General features: G+C 31.8%; 12 protein-coding genes and 1 riboswitch. Of the genes, 7 read left to right on the top strand and 5 right to left on the bottom strand.

Features of this window, described 5'->3' with window-relative positions; genetic code table 11:
• Nucleotides 1-156: 156 nt before the first annotated feature.
• From KQI89_RS07840 to KQI89_RS07825, 4 genes are all read left to right on the top strand, one after another.
• Nucleotides 157-1,782: a methyl-accepting chemotaxis protein gene (locus KQI89_RS07840; protein WP_216456611.1), complete on the top strand. Its 1,626-nt coding sequence runs from the start codon at nucleotides 157-159 to the stop codon at nucleotides 1,780-1,782.
• A gap of 296 nt (nucleotides 1,783-2,078) precedes the next feature.
• Entirely contained in the window at nucleotides 2,079-3,125 is a 1,047-nt protein-coding gene (locus tag KQI89_RS07835; RefSeq protein WP_216456610.1) for an agmatine deiminase family protein, read from the top strand.
• A 184-nt stretch (nucleotides 3,126-3,309) separates the two neighbouring features.
• A complete protein-coding gene (locus KQI89_RS07830; protein ID WP_216456609.1) occupies nucleotides 3,310-3,828 on the top strand; it encodes a GrpB family protein in 519 nt (172 codons plus the stop codon).
• An 82-nt stretch (nucleotides 3,829-3,910) separates the two neighbouring features.
• The gene (locus tag KQI89_RS07825) at nucleotides 3,911-4,309 is read left to right on the top strand and encodes a GNAT family N-acetyltransferase (protein WP_216456608.1); all 399 of its coding nucleotides are present in this window, start codon (nucleotides 3,911-3,913) and stop codon (nucleotides 4,307-4,309) included.
• Between the two features lie 246 nt (nucleotides 4,310-4,555).
• Here the strand turns inward: KQI89_RS07825 and KQI89_RS07820 are convergent, their stop codons facing one another.
• Nucleotides 4,556-5,500: a DMT family transporter gene (locus KQI89_RS07820; protein WP_216456607.1), complete on the bottom strand. Its 945-nt coding sequence runs from the start codon at nucleotides 5,498-5,500 to the stop codon at nucleotides 4,556-4,558.
• 265 nt (nucleotides 5,501-5,765) lie between these two features.
• Nucleotides 5,766-6,167: an Rrf2 family transcriptional regulator gene (locus KQI89_RS07815; RefSeq protein WP_216456606.1), complete on the bottom strand. Its 402-nt coding sequence runs from the start codon at nucleotides 6,165-6,167 to the stop codon at nucleotides 5,766-5,768.
• A gap of 431 nt (nucleotides 6,168-6,598) precedes the next feature.
• On the opposite strand from KQI89_RS07815, the gene KQI89_RS07810 reads away from it, so the two are divergent.
• The 3 genes from KQI89_RS07810 to KQI89_RS07800 all read left to right on the top strand — a co-directional run bounded on the left by KQI89_RS07810 (nucleotide 6,599) and on the right by KQI89_RS07800 (nucleotide 15,897).
• Nucleotides 6,599-7,393 carry an APH(3') family aminoglycoside O-phosphotransferase gene (locus KQI89_RS07810; RefSeq protein ID WP_216456605.1) on the top strand — a complete coding sequence of 265 codons (795 nt, stop codon included), beginning with the start codon at nucleotides 6,599-6,601 and terminating at the stop codon, nucleotides 7,391-7,393.
• 655 nt (nucleotides 7,394-8,048) lie between these two features.
• On the top strand, nucleotides 8,049-10,598 hold the full coding sequence (locus tag KQI89_RS07805) for a GH39 family glycosyl hydrolase (RefSeq protein ID WP_216456604.1): 2,550 nt from the start codon (nucleotides 8,049-8,051) through the stop codon (nucleotides 10,596-10,598).
• A 170-nt stretch (nucleotides 10,599-10,768) separates the two neighbouring features.
• Nucleotides 10,769-10,851: riboswitch (cyclic di-GMP riboswitch) on the top strand.
• A 51-nt stretch (nucleotides 10,852-10,902) separates the two neighbouring features.
• Nucleotides 10,903-15,897 carry a SpaA isopeptide-forming pilin-related protein gene (locus tag KQI89_RS07800; protein ID WP_216456603.1) on the top strand — a complete coding sequence of 1,665 codons (4,995 nt, stop codon included), beginning with the start codon at nucleotides 10,903-10,905 and terminating at the stop codon, nucleotides 15,895-15,897.
• A gap of 370 nt (nucleotides 15,898-16,267) precedes the next feature.
• Here the strand turns inward: KQI89_RS07800 and KQI89_RS07795 are convergent, their stop codons facing one another.
• From KQI89_RS07795 to KQI89_RS07785, 3 genes are all read right to left on the bottom strand, one after another.
• Nucleotides 16,268-17,494 carry a cation:proton antiporter gene (locus tag KQI89_RS07795; protein WP_216456602.1) on the bottom strand — a complete coding sequence of 409 codons (1,227 nt, stop codon included), beginning with the start codon at nucleotides 17,492-17,494 and terminating at the stop codon, nucleotides 16,268-16,270.
• Nucleotides 17,491-18,120, bottom strand: coding sequence for a TetR/AcrR family transcriptional regulator (locus KQI89_RS07790; protein ID WP_216456601.1), 630 nt, complete (start codon nucleotides 18,118-18,120; stop codon nucleotides 17,491-17,493). Before KQI89_RS07790 ends, KQI89_RS07795 begins: the two co-directional genes overlap by 4 nt.
• Before the next feature lie 627 nt (nucleotides 18,121-18,747).
• Nucleotides 18,748-19,383, bottom strand: a complete 636-nt coding sequence (locus KQI89_RS07785; RefSeq protein ID WP_216456600.1) for a cupin domain-containing protein — start codon at nucleotides 19,381-19,383, stop codon at nucleotides 18,748-18,750.
• Nucleotides 19,384-19,477: the final 94 nt, after the last annotated feature.

Here is a 19,477-nt window from a genome sequence, read left to right as displayed (position 1 = left end):
GTTATTAGGTAACGAATCGTTTAATGTTACGGTGTGTTGCATGCAGAAAGTATAAGTATAATCCCAATCTGATAAAACGAAATCGTAAATCTTACCTATGAAGTATTTTTTCTATAAACATTTTATTCTAAACCATAAATTAGAGGTGACATAAAGATGTTAAATTCAATTCGAAAGAAAATTATGGCTGCATTTATAATAGTAACTACAGTAAGTATGATAGCAATGATTTTAATTGTTGGATATGGTAGTGCTAAGGTCATTTTTAGCAGGGAAATGCTTGATAATGATACATTTGTAAATCAGATGGCACGAAGCATCGAAGCTATAGGGGTTGATGATAGGGATAAGGTGCAGGAATATATAAATAAAAGTGTTGATTCAGAAGAGTCCATTATCAATATACAGCTGACTGAAGCAAGTGGAAAGATTATATTTGACAGAGACAAATCAAAAGTTGGAACAAATGCCGATTCAGAGGTGATGCAAGCTTTAGAGGATTCTTCCAAGCAAGAATATTTTTCAGATGACAACTTTTTTACAATCACTGTTCCAGTTAAAAAGGATGGCATGCTAATTGGTGTGATTTCAGTCACTAGTAAAATGGATAGTACCATTAAGAACGTTATAAGTACTATTAAAAGCATTGGGATTTTTGCATTGCTTACATTATTTTTTGCCATTGTAGTGGCATATTTAGTATCCAAAATGATAAGTAGACCTATTAAGAATACTGTTATTGCACTAGATAGGATATCTACAGGCGATTTGACCGCAAATATGAGAATTGAAAGTAAGGATGAATTTGGCATACTTGCTAAAACCATGAACAACACAATGAACATACTACGTGAGATGATTGGTAGCATAAAACAAAGCACCATAAGTCTTGATAAGGTTTCACATGTACTTTCCTCATCTAGCCAAGAGGTTTCAAGTTCAAACATGGAGGTTGCAAACTCAGCCAGTAAAGTTGCAGACTCAGTTTCACAGCAAAGCATCATGCTTACAGATTCTGTTGAATTACTTAGTGAGTTTGGTAATACCATAGACATAATCCACACTAATGTAGGAAATGTGTCCAGTGAAAGCCAAAAAATTAAGGAATCTGCCTATATCGGCTCATTGAAGATCGAGGAACTGGTTCAATCTGTTTCAGATATAAGACATGCCTTTAAGTATGTAATCGAAAAACTGGCAACGCTTAATTCAAGCGTGGAAAAAATCACGGAAATCACTGCGGTAATCAACAATGTGGCTGGACAGACCAACTTGCTTGCTCTGAATGCGTCAATTGAAGCTGCAAGATCTGGTGAGGCAGGTAAGGGGTTTGCTGTAGTTGCAGAGGAAATTCGTATACTTGCAGAGCAGGTTTCAAGCTCATCAAACAGCATCATTGATCTCGTCAGCAATGTAACCATGGAAACCAAGGATGTCACACAAACGGCAAATTCTGTTTCAGACAAGATGAAATCACAGGTAGACACTGTTGAAAATACAATAGAGTCCTTTAAGGACATACTGAGCCAAGTTTCACTAATACTGCCTCAGATTGAAAATATAAATACGGAACTTAAGTCTGCGGTAAAGGTAAAAGAACAGGTTATGCAAAAGGTTGGCTCTGTTGCCAATATGTCTGCAGAAGTTACTGCATCCTCACAGCAGATTGCAGCTTCTACCCAGGAGCAGATTGCATTCTCAGAGGAGCTTACCTCCATGGCACAAAGTCTGGAAAGCATGTCTTGCAAACTGCGACAAAGTGTAGAAAGAATAAAGGTATAGGCTGTGATAGTTTACTGTTTTAAACTGTGAATTAAAAGAGGAAATGCTTATTCAATGTGGAGCTAATTCAACGGCAATCTATCTAAACTAAGCAAAAAAATATTTATTACATCAAATATGTCATAACGTGTCCTAATATTATTGTTGGGGAGTATACCTATTATGGTGATGTTAATGGATCATAAACAGATAAAGAAAAAAATCCTTTTTTAATATTGAATATGAGGTTTGTTAAGAGTACAAGTATAAGCGAACATGTATTGGGGAGTTTTCAGGTATAGAAGGAGTGAAAATGGGTGAGAGGCAAAGAGAATATTGAATTTTATATGCCTGCAGAATGGGAAAAGCATGAGGGAACATGGCTTCAATGGCCACATGGTAGAGCCAATAAAGGCAAATATTATAGAACTAAGCTGGAAGATATTTGGGTAAATATCACAAAAGAACTTCATTATGGAGAAAATGTACATATCATTGTATATAATAATGAAGAAAGAGAGCATGTTAGATTGAAGCTAAGTGAAGCCAAGGTGAGCTTGGATAAAATTGATTTCTTAATCCAAGAAACCAATGATGTTTGGATAAGAGATAATGGTCCTATTTTTGTGAAAGACAAGGAGGACAATATTTTACTAACAAATTGGAATTTCAATGGATGGGGAAATAGATACCCACATAAGAATGATGCTATGGTTCCAATGAAAATAAGTAAAATTTATAATATACCCAAAATTGATACCAGTGTTTGTTTGGAAGGTGGAGGCGTAGAAGTAAATGGAAAAGGTAGCTTTATGGCAGCAAAGTCTTCCATTATGAATGAGAATCGAAATCCTATGCTTAGTCAAAAAGAAATCCAAAGTTCATTAACCAAGCATTTAGGTGTAACAAACTTTATATGGATAACCGGAATTCGTGGAGAAGATAACCATAATGAAGTAACGGATTACCATATTGATGCTGCAGCACGCTTCTCAAATGAAAATACCATTCTCTATGAGTATGATCCTTTTAACGAAAGTGAAGAGTATCTTTCAAAGGCATACGAAAGACATTATCAGGAATTAAAACAAGCAAGAAATACGGATGGAAAGCCATTTCAGCTTATTCCAGTGCCAGTAACAAGAAAAGTGGTGAAAGAAGCTGGATGTAAAGGCTCCTATTTAAATTATTATATTGGAAATGAAGTTGTATTAGTTCCCATATATGGTGATAAACATGACAAGTTAGGCCTTCAAATCATTGAAGGTCAATTCCTAGGGAAGAGAGTTGTGGGCATTAATGTAAATAAATTATATGCATATGGCGGCATGATTCACTGTGTAACGCAGCAACAGCCTAAATAACTCTTAAATCCGTTATGATTTTTACTAGATTATTTTTATTAATAAAAGTTGCCCTATGCTCTGCATATCCTGAAATTATTAAAGAACATAGGGCAAAGGGGATAGCTTGGTAAGCATTTGAAGATTGGTACATCAAAAAAAGACAGATGCTTGGAGGCTGTCACTTAGAAAGGAGATTGTTTATATGAGAGTTGAAGTTGTAGAGTATAATAGTGAATGGAGAAATTTATATCTGGAAGAAGCTGAAAAGATTAAAAATATACTTGGAAATGAACTAGTTGATATTTACCACATCGGAAGCACATCAGTGGAAAATTTAAAAGCTAAACCGATTATTGATATTATGCCTGTGGTAAGAGATATTACAAAAATTGATTATTATAATAAAGATTTTGAAGCTCTAGGCTACGAACCAAAAGGGGAATTTGGAATGGTGGGCAGAAGATATTTTAGAAAAGGTTTTGAAAATAGAACCCATCAAATTCATATATTTGAAATAAGCAACTCCAATGATATTAAAAGGCATTTAGCTGTTCGTGATTATTTAAGGACACATCCAGAGAGTGCATTTGAATATGGAGAACTAAAGAGCAGATTAGCTACTATGTTTCCTAATGACATAGATGCTTATTGTGATGGTAAAGATGACTTTGTTAAGGAATTAGAAAGAAAATCACTAGAATGGTATGGTGATGTGGAATGATTATTATTAGAAACATTTTTAATAACAATCATGTGTAATAAAGCCAAACTTAAAATAGGTTTTTATAAGGCGAATAACCGAAATGTTTGATTATAGAGTAGAACCGCCCAATGATTTTAAAGAATTGTTGGATTTATATGATGCTTTAGGATGGAATTCACTAAATTTAACAGCGGATGAACTGAGACAAATGTGTATGGATAGCTGGTATTCAGTATATGCCTTTAAGGAGAATAAGCTGGTAGGCATGGGGCGTATTATATCTGATGGAGTTATAACAGGAGTGATATGTGGTGTTTGCGTGTTACCTGATTATCAATCAAGAGGAATAGGTAAAGAAATAATAAGTAGACTAGTTCAATATTGTGAAGAAAGGCGAGTAATTCCACAGTTACTTTGTGTGGAAAAGTTAGAGCCTTATTATGAAAAAATGGGATTTAAAAAGTTTTCTATTGGTATGACAGGGGATATTAACCGTTAATTTTAGGTTGGATGTTTAATAAAACAAAATAAATCTTGACTATGTCACTTTTCTTAGAAGATTAGGGACAGTAGATAGATTTGTGCAAAAACAAATCTATCTACTTTGTTTTTTTATAATGGGTTGTTAGATTTGAAGTAATATACCATATAAAAATAAATGTCATAGAAGACAAAACTACCAAACTAGCGTAACTTGGTAGTTTTTTTAAATATATTTAATAGGTGTTTACTCTTACATATAAGATTACAAGAACTTAACAAACATTATTCCAATAATAGTGAATACTATAGCGGCAATTCTTCTACTATCAATTTTCCTTTTTTGTAAATTAAACATCCCAAACTGATCGATTGTTAATGCCATAAGCATTTGTCCTAATAGAAAAATCATAATAGTTAGAACTGATCCAAGTACAGGTAATAGGACAATGTTACCTGTTAGAATAAATATGCCAAATATCCCTCCCATGTATGTCCAAATAGGAATGCGTTTTTTTTCAGTATCATACAAAGGAAAATATAAGCTGCGTTGAGTGATTAATATCAAAATAAGCAAGATAATGGCGCCAACGAAGAAAGAAATAAAAGTAGCTCCTAAAAGTGAACCTGTTGCAACACGAAGTTTTCCATTAATAGCGGTTTGTAATGGTGGTAAAAACCCAGCTAAAAGACCTAAAATTATCCAAGTAATTTTACTATCCTTTTTCTCTTCTTCTGACGATATAGTTAAATCTTTTTTCTTTTTAGGTTGAACCAATGAAACAGCTAAAATCATAATGATAGTCCCGATTGTTCTAGTAATAGTAATAGGATTAGCTTGTACACCAAACCACCCAAAGTGATCGATTAGAATTCCTACAATCATCTGTCCAGTTACAGTTATTACTGTTGTAACTGAAGCACCAAGTTTTGAAAAAAGAATGATATTAGCCACATTAAAGCCAACACCAGTTATTGCTCCACCGATAAAAACATACAATGGATATGAAAAATCAATTCCAACGCTGATTCCTGCAGGATTTACTATTAAATTTATAATGAATAGTATCACTGTCCCTAAAGAAAATGCGATGAAGGAAGCTGTTAAAGGTGTTTTTGAGTAAGAGCTTAAACGAGCACTTATAGATGCTTGAATAGGGAAAAACATTCCGATAATTATTCCCATAATTAAATAAAGTATAATTTGCATAAATTTACCTCCGTTTACTTTTTAATTCTAATGATTAGGATTAAAATTATTTTCTAAAATAACAATTAAGATTCAGTCTTTTAATTTCATCCATTACGGTAGAGATATATGAGTAGACTTTTTTTATAATACTGTTTAATATTTAAAATTGATGAAAGATATTTAGTCTAATTAAATTTAGTATTTATCCATCCCAATTTAAAATCATGAATTATAGATTTAAAAGACTCTTTATATCCTTAATTAATTTAAAAATAAGAGTGGATTACAAATCCACAGGTATTTTCTTAACAAGATCTGATATTTTTTGATTCTTTAACTCTTCCTCCATTTTTTCCTCTGCTGAAAGCATTACTTTTTTTATAACACATTCTGAATGGGAATCTAAGCAGCAATCAAATAAAGATGATTTACCTTCAATAGCATGTATTATGTCTAAGAATGAAATATCTTCCCAATTTTGACTAAGGGAATAACCTCCGTTGACACCTGAGGAAGAATTAATCATCCCTTCCTTAACCAACTTAGTCAATATTTTGGACAAGTATGTTGGAGAAACTTTTTGTTTTTCTGCTAAATCCTGTACACTAACAAGTTTATTCGTTGTATCCATTGCAAGAAAAAGCATGGTGTGAAGGGCATAATTTGTAGCTTTTGAATACTTCATAATGTATAAATCACCTCCAATAAAAGACTTTGTGTATCTATAATAACTTTAATTATATCATTTGTCAAATAATTTTTTATATAACTTAGTGTTAAGTTAAAACAGATTTGAGCCTTTGGAAGCTTAAACAAATACTTAGTTGAAAATATCATGTAAATAATATATAAAATAGAAAAATATGCTATAATACATGATGTATATTTTGATGAAATGCAGGATCATATAATCCAAGTAATGGGAAATGAAAAATATCTTATTTGGGTGGCTGTGGCATAGTTTAATGAGAAGATTTATAAAAGATTCATAATTTTTTAGAATGTATATATGAAAAATTTTTACTGCTAAGTAGCAGATGCACCATTATTTATTTTGTGAATTATTTCAAAGTTTCTGCAAGTAAATTCAAACTAACATCAGAAGGGAAGATATAAATGAACAATGAGAAAATATCATTAGAATTAAATAAACTAATTAAAAAGTACCGTTGGATAAAAGATACGGAGGGGATGTCTCCTGCCAAAGTATATAAATTAGTGGGAGAAAGTGAGAATTTATATTTAAAAATGACGGATAGTAGATATAAAGGAACCACATATGATGTTGAACGTGAAAAGGATATGATGCTATGGCTAAAAGGCAAATTGCCTGTTCCAGAGGTTTTACACTTTGAAAAGTATGAAGGCTTTAACTATCTTCTTATGAGTGAGGTAGATGGTGTTATGTGCTACGAAGAATATGAAATACATAAAGATCCTAAGAAGATTGTTGAATTATATGCTGAGTGCATTAAGCGCTTTCAATCTATAGACATCTCTGATTGTCCTTTTAATAATAATACAGATAGTCGATTAACCGAATTGGATTATATGTTGAATAACAACTTAGCTGATGTGGATTGTGAAAATTGGGAAAAGGATACCCCTTTCAAAGAACCAGGTGAGCTATATGAGTTTTTAAAGAATAATAAGCCAAGAGAAGAATTAGTCTTTTCACATGGTGACTTAGGGGATAGCAATATTTTAGTAAGAAATAATAAAATAAGAGGATTTATTGATCTTGGAAGAAGCGGAAAGGCAGACAAATGGTATGATATTGCTTTTTGTATCAGGTCTATTAGAGAGGATATTGGAGAAGAAAAATATGTAAAGTTGTTTTTTGATTTGCTTGGTATAGAACCTGACTGGGAAAAAATAAAGTACTATATTTTATTGGATGAATTGTTTTAGTAATTAAGGATATCCTTTTTTATAATCAGCTGTATACCTTTTGTTCTTACTGATCTGCGAATATTCCTTTCTTAAGTAAATACTATTCTATTTAGTTTGTATTATCTATTCACTACTTTATACTAGCACAAACCAGCAGGATTTTTAGGGAAAAAACATAAGTGAAACAAGATAGGACTTATAGTAGGAGTAAGGGAGAAATCTCTTACTCCTTTTTAAAAATATAGTTTCAAACATTAAAATTACGATTTGTTAACTAAAGTGTATGATGCTGTGCTTGTGTGTAATAGATATCAGCTCAAAATTCACATATTTATTTTAAAATAAAGTTTTAGTAGGTTTTTATTATCTGTACCATATAATATAAAATTTGTAGAAAAAACACAAACTAAATGGTACAATATAGTAAGTTAATTTTTTACATTAAAGGTTACAGATTGGGGTTGGGGGATGGATACATATGTATTAGATGATATTGGAATAAGTAGCTTTGTGAATTTTCTTATAGAATTAGAGTATTTGTATATTAGCCTTATAATATGGAAATAGAATTTGGAACAATAAAGTTTGAAAGATAGATATTTACCAAATAAAAGTGTAGATGAAATAGATACAAATTTATACTTGAAGTTTTACTAATAAGGGAGGGAGATTTATGAGTTACAAATATGAAGTTGTAATGGGGGAGGAAGCAATTCCTGTAAAAACTATTATACATAGTGTTAATGAACTTGATTTGCATTGGCATAATAAAATTGAAATTATCTTTGTATTAGAGGGAAGTGTCAATGTTAGCATAGGTAAAGAAACATATCTTCTTCAAGAAAGTGATTTGATTTTAATTAACATTAATGAACTTCACAGTACTAGAAAAACTAAGGATAAAAATGTATTATTGGCAGTACAAATAGATCCGGAATTTTACAAACATTGTTTTCCAAAGTTTAAAAATATGAGATTTAATTGCAAATATTTTTCTCAAGAAGGTGGCAAAAAAAACAAATTTGATATTATTATACACTATATTGCTAATATTACCTGGTGCTTAAATAAAAAAAACAAAGGATATGAGTTAATAATTGGTAGCTACTTGTATTTGTTAGGAGAGCATTTAATTAATAATTTTCATTATGACGTAATAGAAGCTAAAAGCCAGGAAATTAGTGATAAGGATCTTATTAGAATTAAAAATATAATAGATTATGCTGATGAGAATATGGGGAGAAACGTTACCTTAAAGGAAATTGCAGAAAGACAGCATCTCAATTATCATTTTTTATCTCACTTTATTAAGGATAAAATTGGTATGTCATTTCAAGATTATTTAAATAGTATAAGATTGAATAATGCAGTAAGTATGATTGCAAATAGTAATGACACTATAACAAACATAGCTTATGTTAGTGGATTTCCTAGTATAAATTCTTTTAATAGACTTTTTAAGAGAGAGTATAATTGTTCTCCCACAGAATATAGAGATGGTTTATTAACTTCTAACCATAAAAGTATTAAATCCAATAGGGAAAATAACAAGATTGGGACTTACTTAGATGTGGATAGAAATGCGGCCTTAAAAAAACTATATTGCTATATATCAATACCTAACACAGAAGATAAAGAAGAGTATAAAAAGGAAGGTAATATAGATAGAATTTTTGTAGATGCAAAATATGAGGGGGAGAGCTTTAAACATTATTGGAAAAAGCTTGCAACCTTTGGTAGGGCTTCAGAAGGATTAAGAAATAACCTTCAAGGACAACTTAAGGAGATGCAGAAACAAATAGGCTTTGAATATATAAGATTTCATGGAATATTTATGGATGAGATGATGATATATAATAAGTCAGAAGATGGGGAAGTACAATATAATTGGAGTTATGTAGATGAGCTTTTTGATTTTTTTAAGGAAATTAATATAAAACCCTTTATAGAACTGAGCTTTATGCCATCTGAACTAAAAAGTTCAGATGATACAGTTTTCTGGTGGAAAGGCAATATTTCTCCTCCAAGGCATATAAATCTATGGACTGATTTAGTGAAAGAGTTTATAAAGCACTGTATAAATAGATATGGATTAAAAGAAGTAGAAACATGGTATTTTGAGGTTTGGAATGAACCTGAATATGAATATTATTTCTGGGCTGGTAGTAAAGAAGAATATTTTGAATTTTATAAAGAAACCGCCTTAGCAATTAAATCTATTTCAGAAGAGTTAAAAGTTGGAGGACCGTCAATAACTCATGGAGCTATATTAGGAAGTTGCTGGCTGGAAGATTTTCTATATTTTTGTAATAAAAATATAGTTTCATTAGATTTTTTATCTGTACATATATATCCAGAGTACGTTTCTTCAGAAGGAGTAGAGGAAAATATTCTTCAGAATAAAGATCATAAAAACACATCAAAGGTAATATCCGGAATTAAGAAAATTTATTATGATAAAAATCATACTTTTAATACTTTAAAGTCTGTGAATCACAAACTAAAAGAAGTATTTAATAGTAGTAATACTGAAATTCATGTAACTGAGTGGAATGCTTCATCACTAAATGGAAACTTAATTCATGACACAAGTTATGTAGCAACCTTCATTATAAAAAATGTTTTGCAATGTGTAGGAATTACTAAATCTTTAGGCTATTGGACTTTTACTGACTTAATTGAAGAAAGTAAATTAGGAATTTCATCCTTTCATGGAGGATTTGGTCTTTTCAACAAAGATGGATTAAAAAAACCATCTTACTATGCATATTATTTATTATCTAAGTTAGGAGACAGGGTTATTCAACAAGGAGAAGATTATATAGTAACTAAGAAAGATGAAAGTATACAGATATTAGTATATAATTATGCATATTTTGATGATTTGTTTTTACATGGTGATATCTCTGCTTTAAATCATAAAGAGAGATATTCAATATATGAAGTAAAAGCATTAAAGGAAATAGAGTTTAGTATAAATGGTCTTAATGGCTATTATAAAATAACAAATTATAAATTAAATAGAGAAAATGGCTCTGTATTTGATGATTGGATAGAACTAGGAGCTCCAGAAAATATGCACAAAGAAGAACTTGAATATTTAAAGGGAAAGGCTCAACCTAAAATTGAGATAAAGGAATTAAAATTACAAGGGAAGTACATGGATAGAATGAGTATACCAGTTCATGGAGTAGAGCTAATAATATTAGATAGAATAATTTAATTTTTTATTAAAGAATAGCTTTCAATTCCACTATGATTATATAGAATATTTAAAGTTTAAAACCAAATATAGCAAATATTAGTATATATTTAAGCAAAAAGTAGATAGATAGGTAATAAATATAGAGATATACTTGTTAACGAGCAATATGAAAAAAGAATAAATAAAGAGTTCTTTATGGAGACTTTGAAGTATATACTAATTTGGGCACTTTGTATATACCGAGTCAGTAGTGCAACCGACATTTATTAATTTAATGTCGGTTTTTTTTATTGCTAAAAACAATTATAAAAGGGGTTTTTTTATGAGAAAAAAAAGATACAACATTAAACAAAAGAAGAAATTATCTATTTTTACGGCATTCATTGCTGTAATTTTACAAATTTTCTCTATTATTCCTGCTGTGCAAGTTAGATCAGCAGATGTTACAAGTACATTTCCATTTATAACTGAGGTAACTTTAACTGATAGTAAAGGAAATCCTATAAATGAGTCATCAAATCCTATAAGTAAGAATGCTGAAGTTAAATTGACCTATAAATTTAGCATACTAAATCAGGGAACAGTAAAAAATGGTGATACTTATACTATGCAAATACCTAAGGAAATACAAATTATAAATACACTAAATTTTCCTATTACTCTTGATAATGGTGACACTATTGCAAAGGTTACAATAGGCACTGATGGAAAGGTTAATATTACTTTTAATGAATTTGCTGAAAGCAATTCCAATGTTTCTGGATACTTTTATATTGATACTCAATTTGATCCAAATCAAATAGGAGGTACTGATCCAGTACCTATTAAATTTGAAGTCGGAGGAAACTCTTCACCGATTGTAATTAATGTAAATTTTAAACAACCTGAAATACCTAAGGCTTCTGTTATGAAAGAAGGAAGTTATGATGCTTCTAAAAATGAGATTACTTGGAAGGTAATAGTAAATCCAGAAAATGTTAAGGTGAATAATGCCCAAATTGTGGACAATATTTCATTGGGGCAAGAGTTTATACCAGACTCTGTTAAAATAAATGGAGCTAATGCGGATACAGCAAATTACAGTTATGATGGTATTAGCAATAAGTTAACTTATAATTTCTCAGATGTAATAGAAAAGCAACAAATAATTACCTTTAAAACTAAGGTAGTAAATCCAAAAGCTTTTGAAAATGAAGGAGCTACAGTATACGAGTATAATAAGGCAATTTTTAATCATGATGGAACTACTGTAGATTCTAATGAGGCATCAGTTGAAATTATTACAGACTTTATTAGAAAAGATGGTAAATATGATGAAAAGACGAAGAGAATTAACTGGACTATTTATGTAAACAATAATGCTCAAAGCATACCTAATGCTGTAGTTACAGACGACATACCAGAGGGATTAACATTTACACTTGATAGTGTTAAGATAGACGGAAATTCAACTAAAGATAACTACACTATAAATGGAGAAAAATTCATCTATACTTTCCCAATGGCTATTAATGAGCCTCATAAAATTGAATTTTCAACAGATGTAACGGATGAAGGGGCATTTAATTCTAATACATCAAAAAACTATAATAATAAAGTAACTTTAATTGGTGATGGAGTACCAAGCAATGCTTCAGATAATAAGGGCGTAGGAGTACCTACTAGTATTATTTATAAGTATGGAAAAGAGTACAATGCAGCCACAGGAGAGATAACTTGGCAGGTTGTGGTGAATCATAATAAGATAGCTATAAAAAATGCAGTGGTTACCGATGAAATAAGATTAGGACAAGAATATGTTGAGGGTTCTGCTACTATAGATAAAAGCTATCCTGGTGGAAGTTTTAACTATGATAAAGTGGTAAGTGATAAAGAGAAAACTGGAACATTAACCTACACTTTTAGTGGTGATATTAGTGAAACTTATGTAATAACCTTCAAAACAAAAGTAACAGACCCTAATGTTTTTGCAGGAAATAGAAATGAAAACTATTATAATGTTGTCAAATTAACAGGAGACAATATTGTACAATCTCAGGGGCAGGGTGAACAAAAAGTACAGAGCCAAGTTATAGATAAATCTAGCAAAGATTATAACTATGTAACAAGAGAAATTACCTGGAAGGTTGTAGTTAATAAAAATAAAATGCTTCTTACAAATGCTTATTTTACAGATGCTATAAATGAAGGGCAAGAGTTTGTTCCAAATTCCGTTATGCTTAATGGAAATGCTGCAGAAGCAACAAATTATAAGTATGATGAAACTACTAAAATCTTAACTTATAGCTTTCCAAGTGAAATTAAAGATGAACAAATAATAACTTTTAAAACGAAGATTACCGATACTTCTATATTTAATACTAATGGAGAAAAGGTATTTAATAATACTGCAAAGTTAATAACTGATTTAGTACCCGGTGGTGTAGAAAGTAAAGGTACAGGGAAGATAAAAAGTACTTTAATAGATAAAAAAGCTGATTATACTAAAGGTAATTCTTATATTGATTGGAATGTAACCATTAATGCTAATGAAATATTAATTAAAGATGCTGTTTTAACAGATACACTTCAAGAAGGGCTTGAGCTTGATACCACCTCTATAAAATTGTACAAGCAGACTTTAAATCCAGATGGAACTCTATTAAAAGGAGAAGAGATTACTCTAGATCAAGACAATGTAAAATATAATACTGCAACAAGAGAGTTTACATTTACATTGCCTTCTACAATAGAAGAAGCTTATATTTTAGCCTTTAGAACTGATGTGGTAGATAAGAAAAAGTCACCCTTTACTAACTCTATATCCTTTAAGGGAACGGGATTAATACAATCATCAAGCTCTAGTAAAGTTGATGTTATATTCCAAGGTGCTGGCGGTGGTGGAGTTGGTGAAACTGGTAGCATTAAGGTTGTAAAGGTTAACAGTAATAATGAAGATATCAAGCTAGAAGGAGCTGTATTTGAACTTCTTGATAAGTATCAAAATGTTATAAGAACTTCTGAGCTTACAGGAGTTAATGGAGAGGTAGTATTTGACAAATTAAAGTTTGATATAGACTATTATGTTAGAGAAAAAGAGGCTCCTACAGGATATGTTCTAAGCAATGAATTATATAAATTCCAACTTAAAAATAGCCAAGATGAAAAAAATATAGTCTATAATTATAAAAATAGATCAATTACAGGTGAAATTGAATTCTTTAAAAATGGAGATAATGATAACCCCCTTGAGGGAGCAGAATTTGCAATTTATAAGCTTTCAGATACAGCCTATGAGAATCCATTAGCTACATCTATAAGTGATAAAGATGGAAAAGTACAGTTTAAAAATGTAGAATATGGAGAGTATTCTATAAAGGAAACAAAAGCCCCAGAAGGATATAATCTTTCAGATGAAATATTAAAGGCTTCTATTACTGAAGATGGAGAGGTGGTAAAAGCAAATCCATACAGTATTTCTAATACAAGAATTAAAGGAAATATAGAATTTATTAAACTAGGGGAAGAGAGAGAACCATTACAAGGAGCAGAATTTAAGCTTTATAAAGAAGCAGATACAAGCTATAAAAAACCTGTAGCTACAGCCATAAGCGATAAAAGTGGACATGTAGAGTTTAAAAATATAGAGTATGGCAAGTACAATATTAAAGAAACAAAAGCACCAAAAGGATATGTTCTTTCAAAGGAAGTACTAACTGCGAATATAACTAAAAGTGGTATTACTGTAAAAGCAAATCCTGAAAGTATTTCCAACAAAAGAATTAGAGAAAATAAAATAATAGGGAATATAGAATTTATTAAACTAGGGGAAGAGAGAGAACCATTGCAAGGAGCAGAATTTAAACTTTATAAAGAGACAGATACAAACTTTGAAAGCCCAATAGCAACAGCTATCAGTGATGAGAGTGGAAGAGTAGAATTTAAAAATATAGAGTATGGCAGGTACAATATTAAAGAAACAAAGGCGCCAGAAGGATATGTTATTTCAAAGGAAGTACTAACTGCGAATATAATTGAAAATGGTATTACTGTAAAAGCAAATCCTGAAAGTATTTCTAATACAAGAATTAAAGGAAATATAGAATTTACTAAACTAGGGGAAGATAAAGAACCATTACAAGGAGCAGAATTTAAGCTTTATAAAGAGACAGACACAAACTTTGAAAACCCAATAGCAATAGCTATAAGTGATGAGAGTGGAAGAGTAGAATTTAAAAATATAGAGTATGGCAAGTACAATATTAAAGAAACAAAGGCACCAGAAGGATATGTTCTTTCATATGAAGTACTAACTGCGAATATAACTAAAAGTGGTATTACTGTAAAGGCAAATCCTGAAAGTATTTCTAATATAAGAATTAAAGGAAATATAGAATTTATTAAACTAGGGGAAGAGAAAGAACCATTACAAGGAGCAGAATTTAAGCTTTATAAAGAGACAGACACAAACTTTGAAAAACCAATAGCAGCAGCTATAAGTGATGAGAGTGGAAGAGTAGAATTTAAAAATATAGAGTATGGTAAGTACATTATCAAAGAAACAAAGGCACCAGAAGGATACGTTCTTTCAGATGAAGTATTAACTGCTAATATAATTGAAAACGATATCACTGTAAAATCAAATCCAGAAAGTATTTCTAATAGAAAAATTAGAGGTTCTGTTCAAGTGAAAAAGTTAGATGAAAATAAGGAACCTCTTAAGGGTGCCGAGTTTACATTATATAATGCAGAAGGCAAAGAAATTAAAACTTCTGTGTCAAGAGAAGATGGAACTCTATTATTTGAAGATCTTGTTTATGGTGAATATACTATAAAAGAAACAAAAGTTCCTGAAGGGTATTTAGCCTCAGAAGGTACTATAAAGGTCTTTGTGGATAAAGATAGAGAATTGTACACTTATGAAGTAGTAAACAACAGAATTAAGGGTGTAATTGTAATTACTAAGACTGACATGAATGGAAAGATACTTCAAGGAGCAGAGTTTACTTTATATGATAGAGATGGCAAAGAAGTAACTACAGTAGTTTCTGATAACAATGGAGTTGTAATCTTTAATGATGTGGATTATAGTAGTTACACAATTAAAGAAACCAAGGCTCCTAAGGGATATATCCTAGGTAAAGAAGAACTAGAAGTTAAGGTTAATTCTCCGGAAACTCAAAGGTTTACGGTTAAGAACCAAGCTGAAAAGCTTGCAGATAAGATAATTAATCTTCTCCCTAAGACAGGTAATTTATTTGGCTCTACAGTAATAATTATAATTGGAGCATTAACAATTCTAAGTGGTGTGGGATTATTTTTAAAAAGAAATAGATAGAGGTAGCTGAAAGTAAAGTATAGGTCATCGGAGTAACGGATAAATCGTAGTTTCAGAAAATGAAAGCAGCGGCATCACATTTCAAACTGTATTATAAAAAAGAAATGACATTGAGCGAGAGGTTCAATGTCATTTCTTTATGTTAGGCTGTATCCATATAGGAACACATTTAATGTAACAAGTCATTTTTCACGGCATTCCTCTGTGACTGCAAAAAGAGTCAACATGCTATCAAATTACTGTTTTCTTTCACTAAGAAGCTGACGGTAGATTTCGTGAAGTTTTTTGTAACCTTACGGTACTACATTTATAAAAACTTGCCTGTGCATTCATTTTCAAAGTATAAAATGCCATAGAAAGAATCGGACATCTATTCCCCTTTTTTATTGAATTCTCCTGCCCATTCAAAGGCTTTTTTAGAAACGATAACAGCAATAATTTCGTTGATCACTGCCGCCGCTGCCATTGTTCCTTGAATGATTTTTGCACATTCGGGAGCAGGATGGGTCAAAACTGAAACAGCAATGCCAGTGAACATAAGGGATACGCCAGAATGTGGCAGCAAGGTAAGACCTAAATATTTCTTTACGGTTTGCGGGGAGTGGGTGATGTTTGCTCCCAAATACGCTCCGCCATATTTGCCCAAGGCTCTTGCCAAAATATAAATAGCTGTAAATATTCCTGCTCCTAAAATCAAATGGTAATCAAGAGGTGCGCCAAGGTTTAATATTACCACAATCATAGAAATCCCGAGAATTGGATTGAAGGCACACATCATCTGTTCCAACTTTTTTTCGGAAACCATATTGGAGAAGGTGGCAGAAAAGGCCATTCCCATGAGCATAAAGTTCAACACCGGCTTTGGCATAATTAAGTTGTTAAATACAAATCCCACACCTGCGGTCACCAAAATTGCGGCAATCAAAATTAGTAATGTTGCCTTTAAAAAGCGCTCTTTTTTTAGTACAAGTCCTGAAAGAAGTCCTGTTGCAATACCAATCACAATTGGCAGTAAGACAACAAGGGGGATCATGTACATCGGAAGCTTCTGATCTGAAATATTAGCAGATATAATGGATATAGTTGAAAAAAACACAATCACAGCTACGATGTCATCAAGAGCAGCCATAGGAATTAAGGTTTTGGTTACTGGGCCGTCTGTATTGAATTCACTCACAATGGAAAGCGCCGGAGCTGGGGCTGTTGCAAGGGCTATGCCGCCGAAAATCACTGCAAGATAAAGCGGAATGCCAGAAAAATAAAATACCACGCTAAACACCGCACTCACCATAAAAAATGTGCCCAATGACTGGGTTAAAGTTGTAATGATGATTTGCTTACCCGTCTTTTTGATTTTTTTCCATACAAGTTCTGTGCCGATTAGAAGTCCTACAGCACATTCCAAAATGTGAACCACCGCTTGGTACCACTGCGCATTTAAGATTGTATCATTCATAAGCCCTAACGCATGCGGTCCCAGCACCATTCCTGCTAAAAGCCAGCCTAAGATGGCCGGTAATTTGATTTTTGATACAAGCTTACCTACAAGAAAAGCAGCAAGAACTGCCACAAATAGTCTAAAAATTGAAAGTATCATTCATTTGATTCCTCCTTTGCGATACCGTAAAGCATAATGTTGAGTATTTTTGGCAGTTTCAGTTCATGGTCTTCCACAAGAGCGTGAAAGTCAGCGCCTTTATAGGCTTTGCTTTGAAAATAACCATTGAACATTTCTTCAAGGGCAGAAAAATATTCAATGGCTTCCTTCTCTGTGATACCATCTCTCAAAGTGATTTGATTTAATATATTTTTGCAACACCTGAGATTCAGCGCATCAAAATCTTTTCGTAATTCTTTGATTCTTAGGGTCAAATGCTTTGGTGGCTGCAAAACGGCATTAAAAAAGATATTACTGTAATATGGATTTTCACGAAAAAATTGATACCGCAAATTGAGGTATGATTGCATATAGCTTTGAAAATCAGTGCTATCAAAATGCCCCTTTTCAATATAACTAACAAGCGTATCAAAACAGTCTTTTACACAGCATAAAAACAGCTCATCCTTATCTTTGAAATAATGATAAATAATTCCCTTTGAAATATTTCCGGCACTGCAAATTATATTTAGAGACGCTTGTGAATAGCTTTTTTCACCAAACTCTCGCAAGGCGCTGTCAAGGATTTTCTTTCTACTTTGCAAATTTTTCTCTTCTCGCTTCATTACATTTTTCTCCTTTAAGACAATATTGACCATGTGGTCTATTTTTATTATAGCAAAAACAAACCACTCGGTCAATATTGTAAGTGTGATGTTTTTCTTAACATGGGTCTTAAGTCACATTTGTTATAATAGTTTCAATAAAACAAAAAGTGAGGTTAATAATATGAAGATATTAATTGGGATTTTATCTGTCAACTTACTGGTTCTTTCTCTTATAGGGCGCAGTTTAAAAGCGTGTTAAACAAAAATCAAGGAAGTATTGGTAGATGCCACTAACATTTTTGAGGATGCCATGTCCAAGGGATAGATCCACTAAGCGTAGTAGATTGACGCCAACTTTGAGAAGGTGAGGCTGACACGAAAATTTACTTATTTGATCCCTTTGATACAAAATACTTTATGGTATGTATGTTCCTTCAAAAGTCATTGAGAATATACTAATATCATGTTATTATCAACTATTGGATTTTTAGGTAAAAGTTATTTAAATGAAAATTTAGTATAAAGGAGTAATTTGGAATATAAATCTTTCTTCCTACCATAAAAACAGCCTTCTATGATAAATTAATTTAATCATAGAAAGCTGTTTTTACAGATTTTTCAATTTTTCTTTTTTATATTAGTAAATTAGTGTTTTTCAGCAGCTTCAGCAATTGCTTTAGTTTCATGAACTGTGCCCTTTGGATGCTGAGGTGGAGCATAGATAGAGTATAATTTAATTGGTTTATCACCTGTATTGATTAGATTATGCCATTTTCCAGCAGGAATAATGAATGCAAAGTCATCATATACTCTTTCTTGAAAACTCAAGTTATCTCTTCGATCACCCATCATAACAACTCCTTCACCTTCTTCAATACGTATAAATTGATCAAGATGGGGATGAACTTCTAAACCTATATCTTCACCAACCCCGATGCTCATCAAGGTAAGTTGCAAATGATCTCCTGTCCATAAAGCGGTACGAAAATTATTGTTTTGCTTGGTAGCTTCCTCGATATTAACTACAAAGGGATCTGGGCCATAATCCTTCAATTCAATTAAACCATAATCAGCTTCAGGTTGCCAAAAATTAAATCTTGGATCGTACTCTAGTTCATCAGTAAAAGGCACATACTGGTTAGCAAACTGATTGGAAAAGTCAGGATTATACATTGGTGTATCAACATAGTAAGGGTATGGATACCCTCTAAAAGCATTATACATAATGTCTGCGTTGTTCACGAAATAAGGGCATGGATATGTTTGATAAACATTATACATACGGTTCATTCCTTTCATAGACTTACAACATTATTATATGCTATTTGTTTAGAAAGTGTGATTGGAGTCACAGTAATGACCTGCTCAAAGGTCA

This window comes from Clostridium simiarum (genome assembly GCF_018919175.1).
Taxonomy (GTDB): Bacteria; Bacillota; Clostridia; order Clostridiales; family Clostridiaceae; genus Clostridium_L; species Clostridium_L simiarum.
This window is presented reverse-complemented; position numbering and strand designations above follow the sequence as displayed.

Coding starts and splice junctions, on each gene's coding strand:
- KQI89_RS07810 (WP_216456605.1), top strand. CDS start 6,599: ATGAACAATGAGAAAATATCATTAGAATTAAATAAACTAATTAAAAAG.
- KQI89_RS07785 (WP_216456600.1), bottom strand. CDS start 19,383: ATGTATAATGTTTATCAAACATATCCATGCCCTTATTTCGTGAACAAC.
- KQI89_RS07790 (WP_216456601.1), bottom strand. CDS start 18,120: ATGAAGCGAGAAGAGAAAAATTTGCAAAGTAGAAAGAAAATCCTTGAC.
- KQI89_RS07800 (WP_216456603.1), top strand. CDS start 10,903: ATGAGAAAAAAAAGATACAACATTAAACAAAAGAAGAAATTATCTATT.
- KQI89_RS07825 (WP_216456608.1), top strand. CDS start 3,911: ATGTTTGATTATAGAGTAGAACCGCCCAATGATTTTAAAGAATTGTTG.
- KQI89_RS07820 (WP_216456607.1), bottom strand. CDS start 5,500: ATGCAAATTATACTTTATTTAATTATGGGAATAATTATCGGAATGTTT.
- KQI89_RS07815 (WP_216456606.1), bottom strand. CDS start 6,167: ATGAAGTATTCAAAAGCTACAAATTATGCCCTTCACACCATGCTTTTT.
- KQI89_RS07840 (WP_216456611.1), top strand. CDS start 157: ATGTTAAATTCAATTCGAAAGAAAATTATGGCTGCATTTATAATAGTA.
- KQI89_RS07795 (WP_216456602.1), bottom strand. CDS start 17,494: ATGATACTTTCAATTTTTAGACTATTTGTGGCAGTTCTTGCTGCTTTT.
- KQI89_RS07830 (WP_216456609.1), top strand. CDS start 3,310: ATGAGAGTTGAAGTTGTAGAGTATAATAGTGAATGGAGAAATTTATAT.
- KQI89_RS07805 (WP_216456604.1), top strand. CDS start 8,049: ATGAGTTACAAATATGAAGTTGTAATGGGGGAGGAAGCAATTCCTGTA.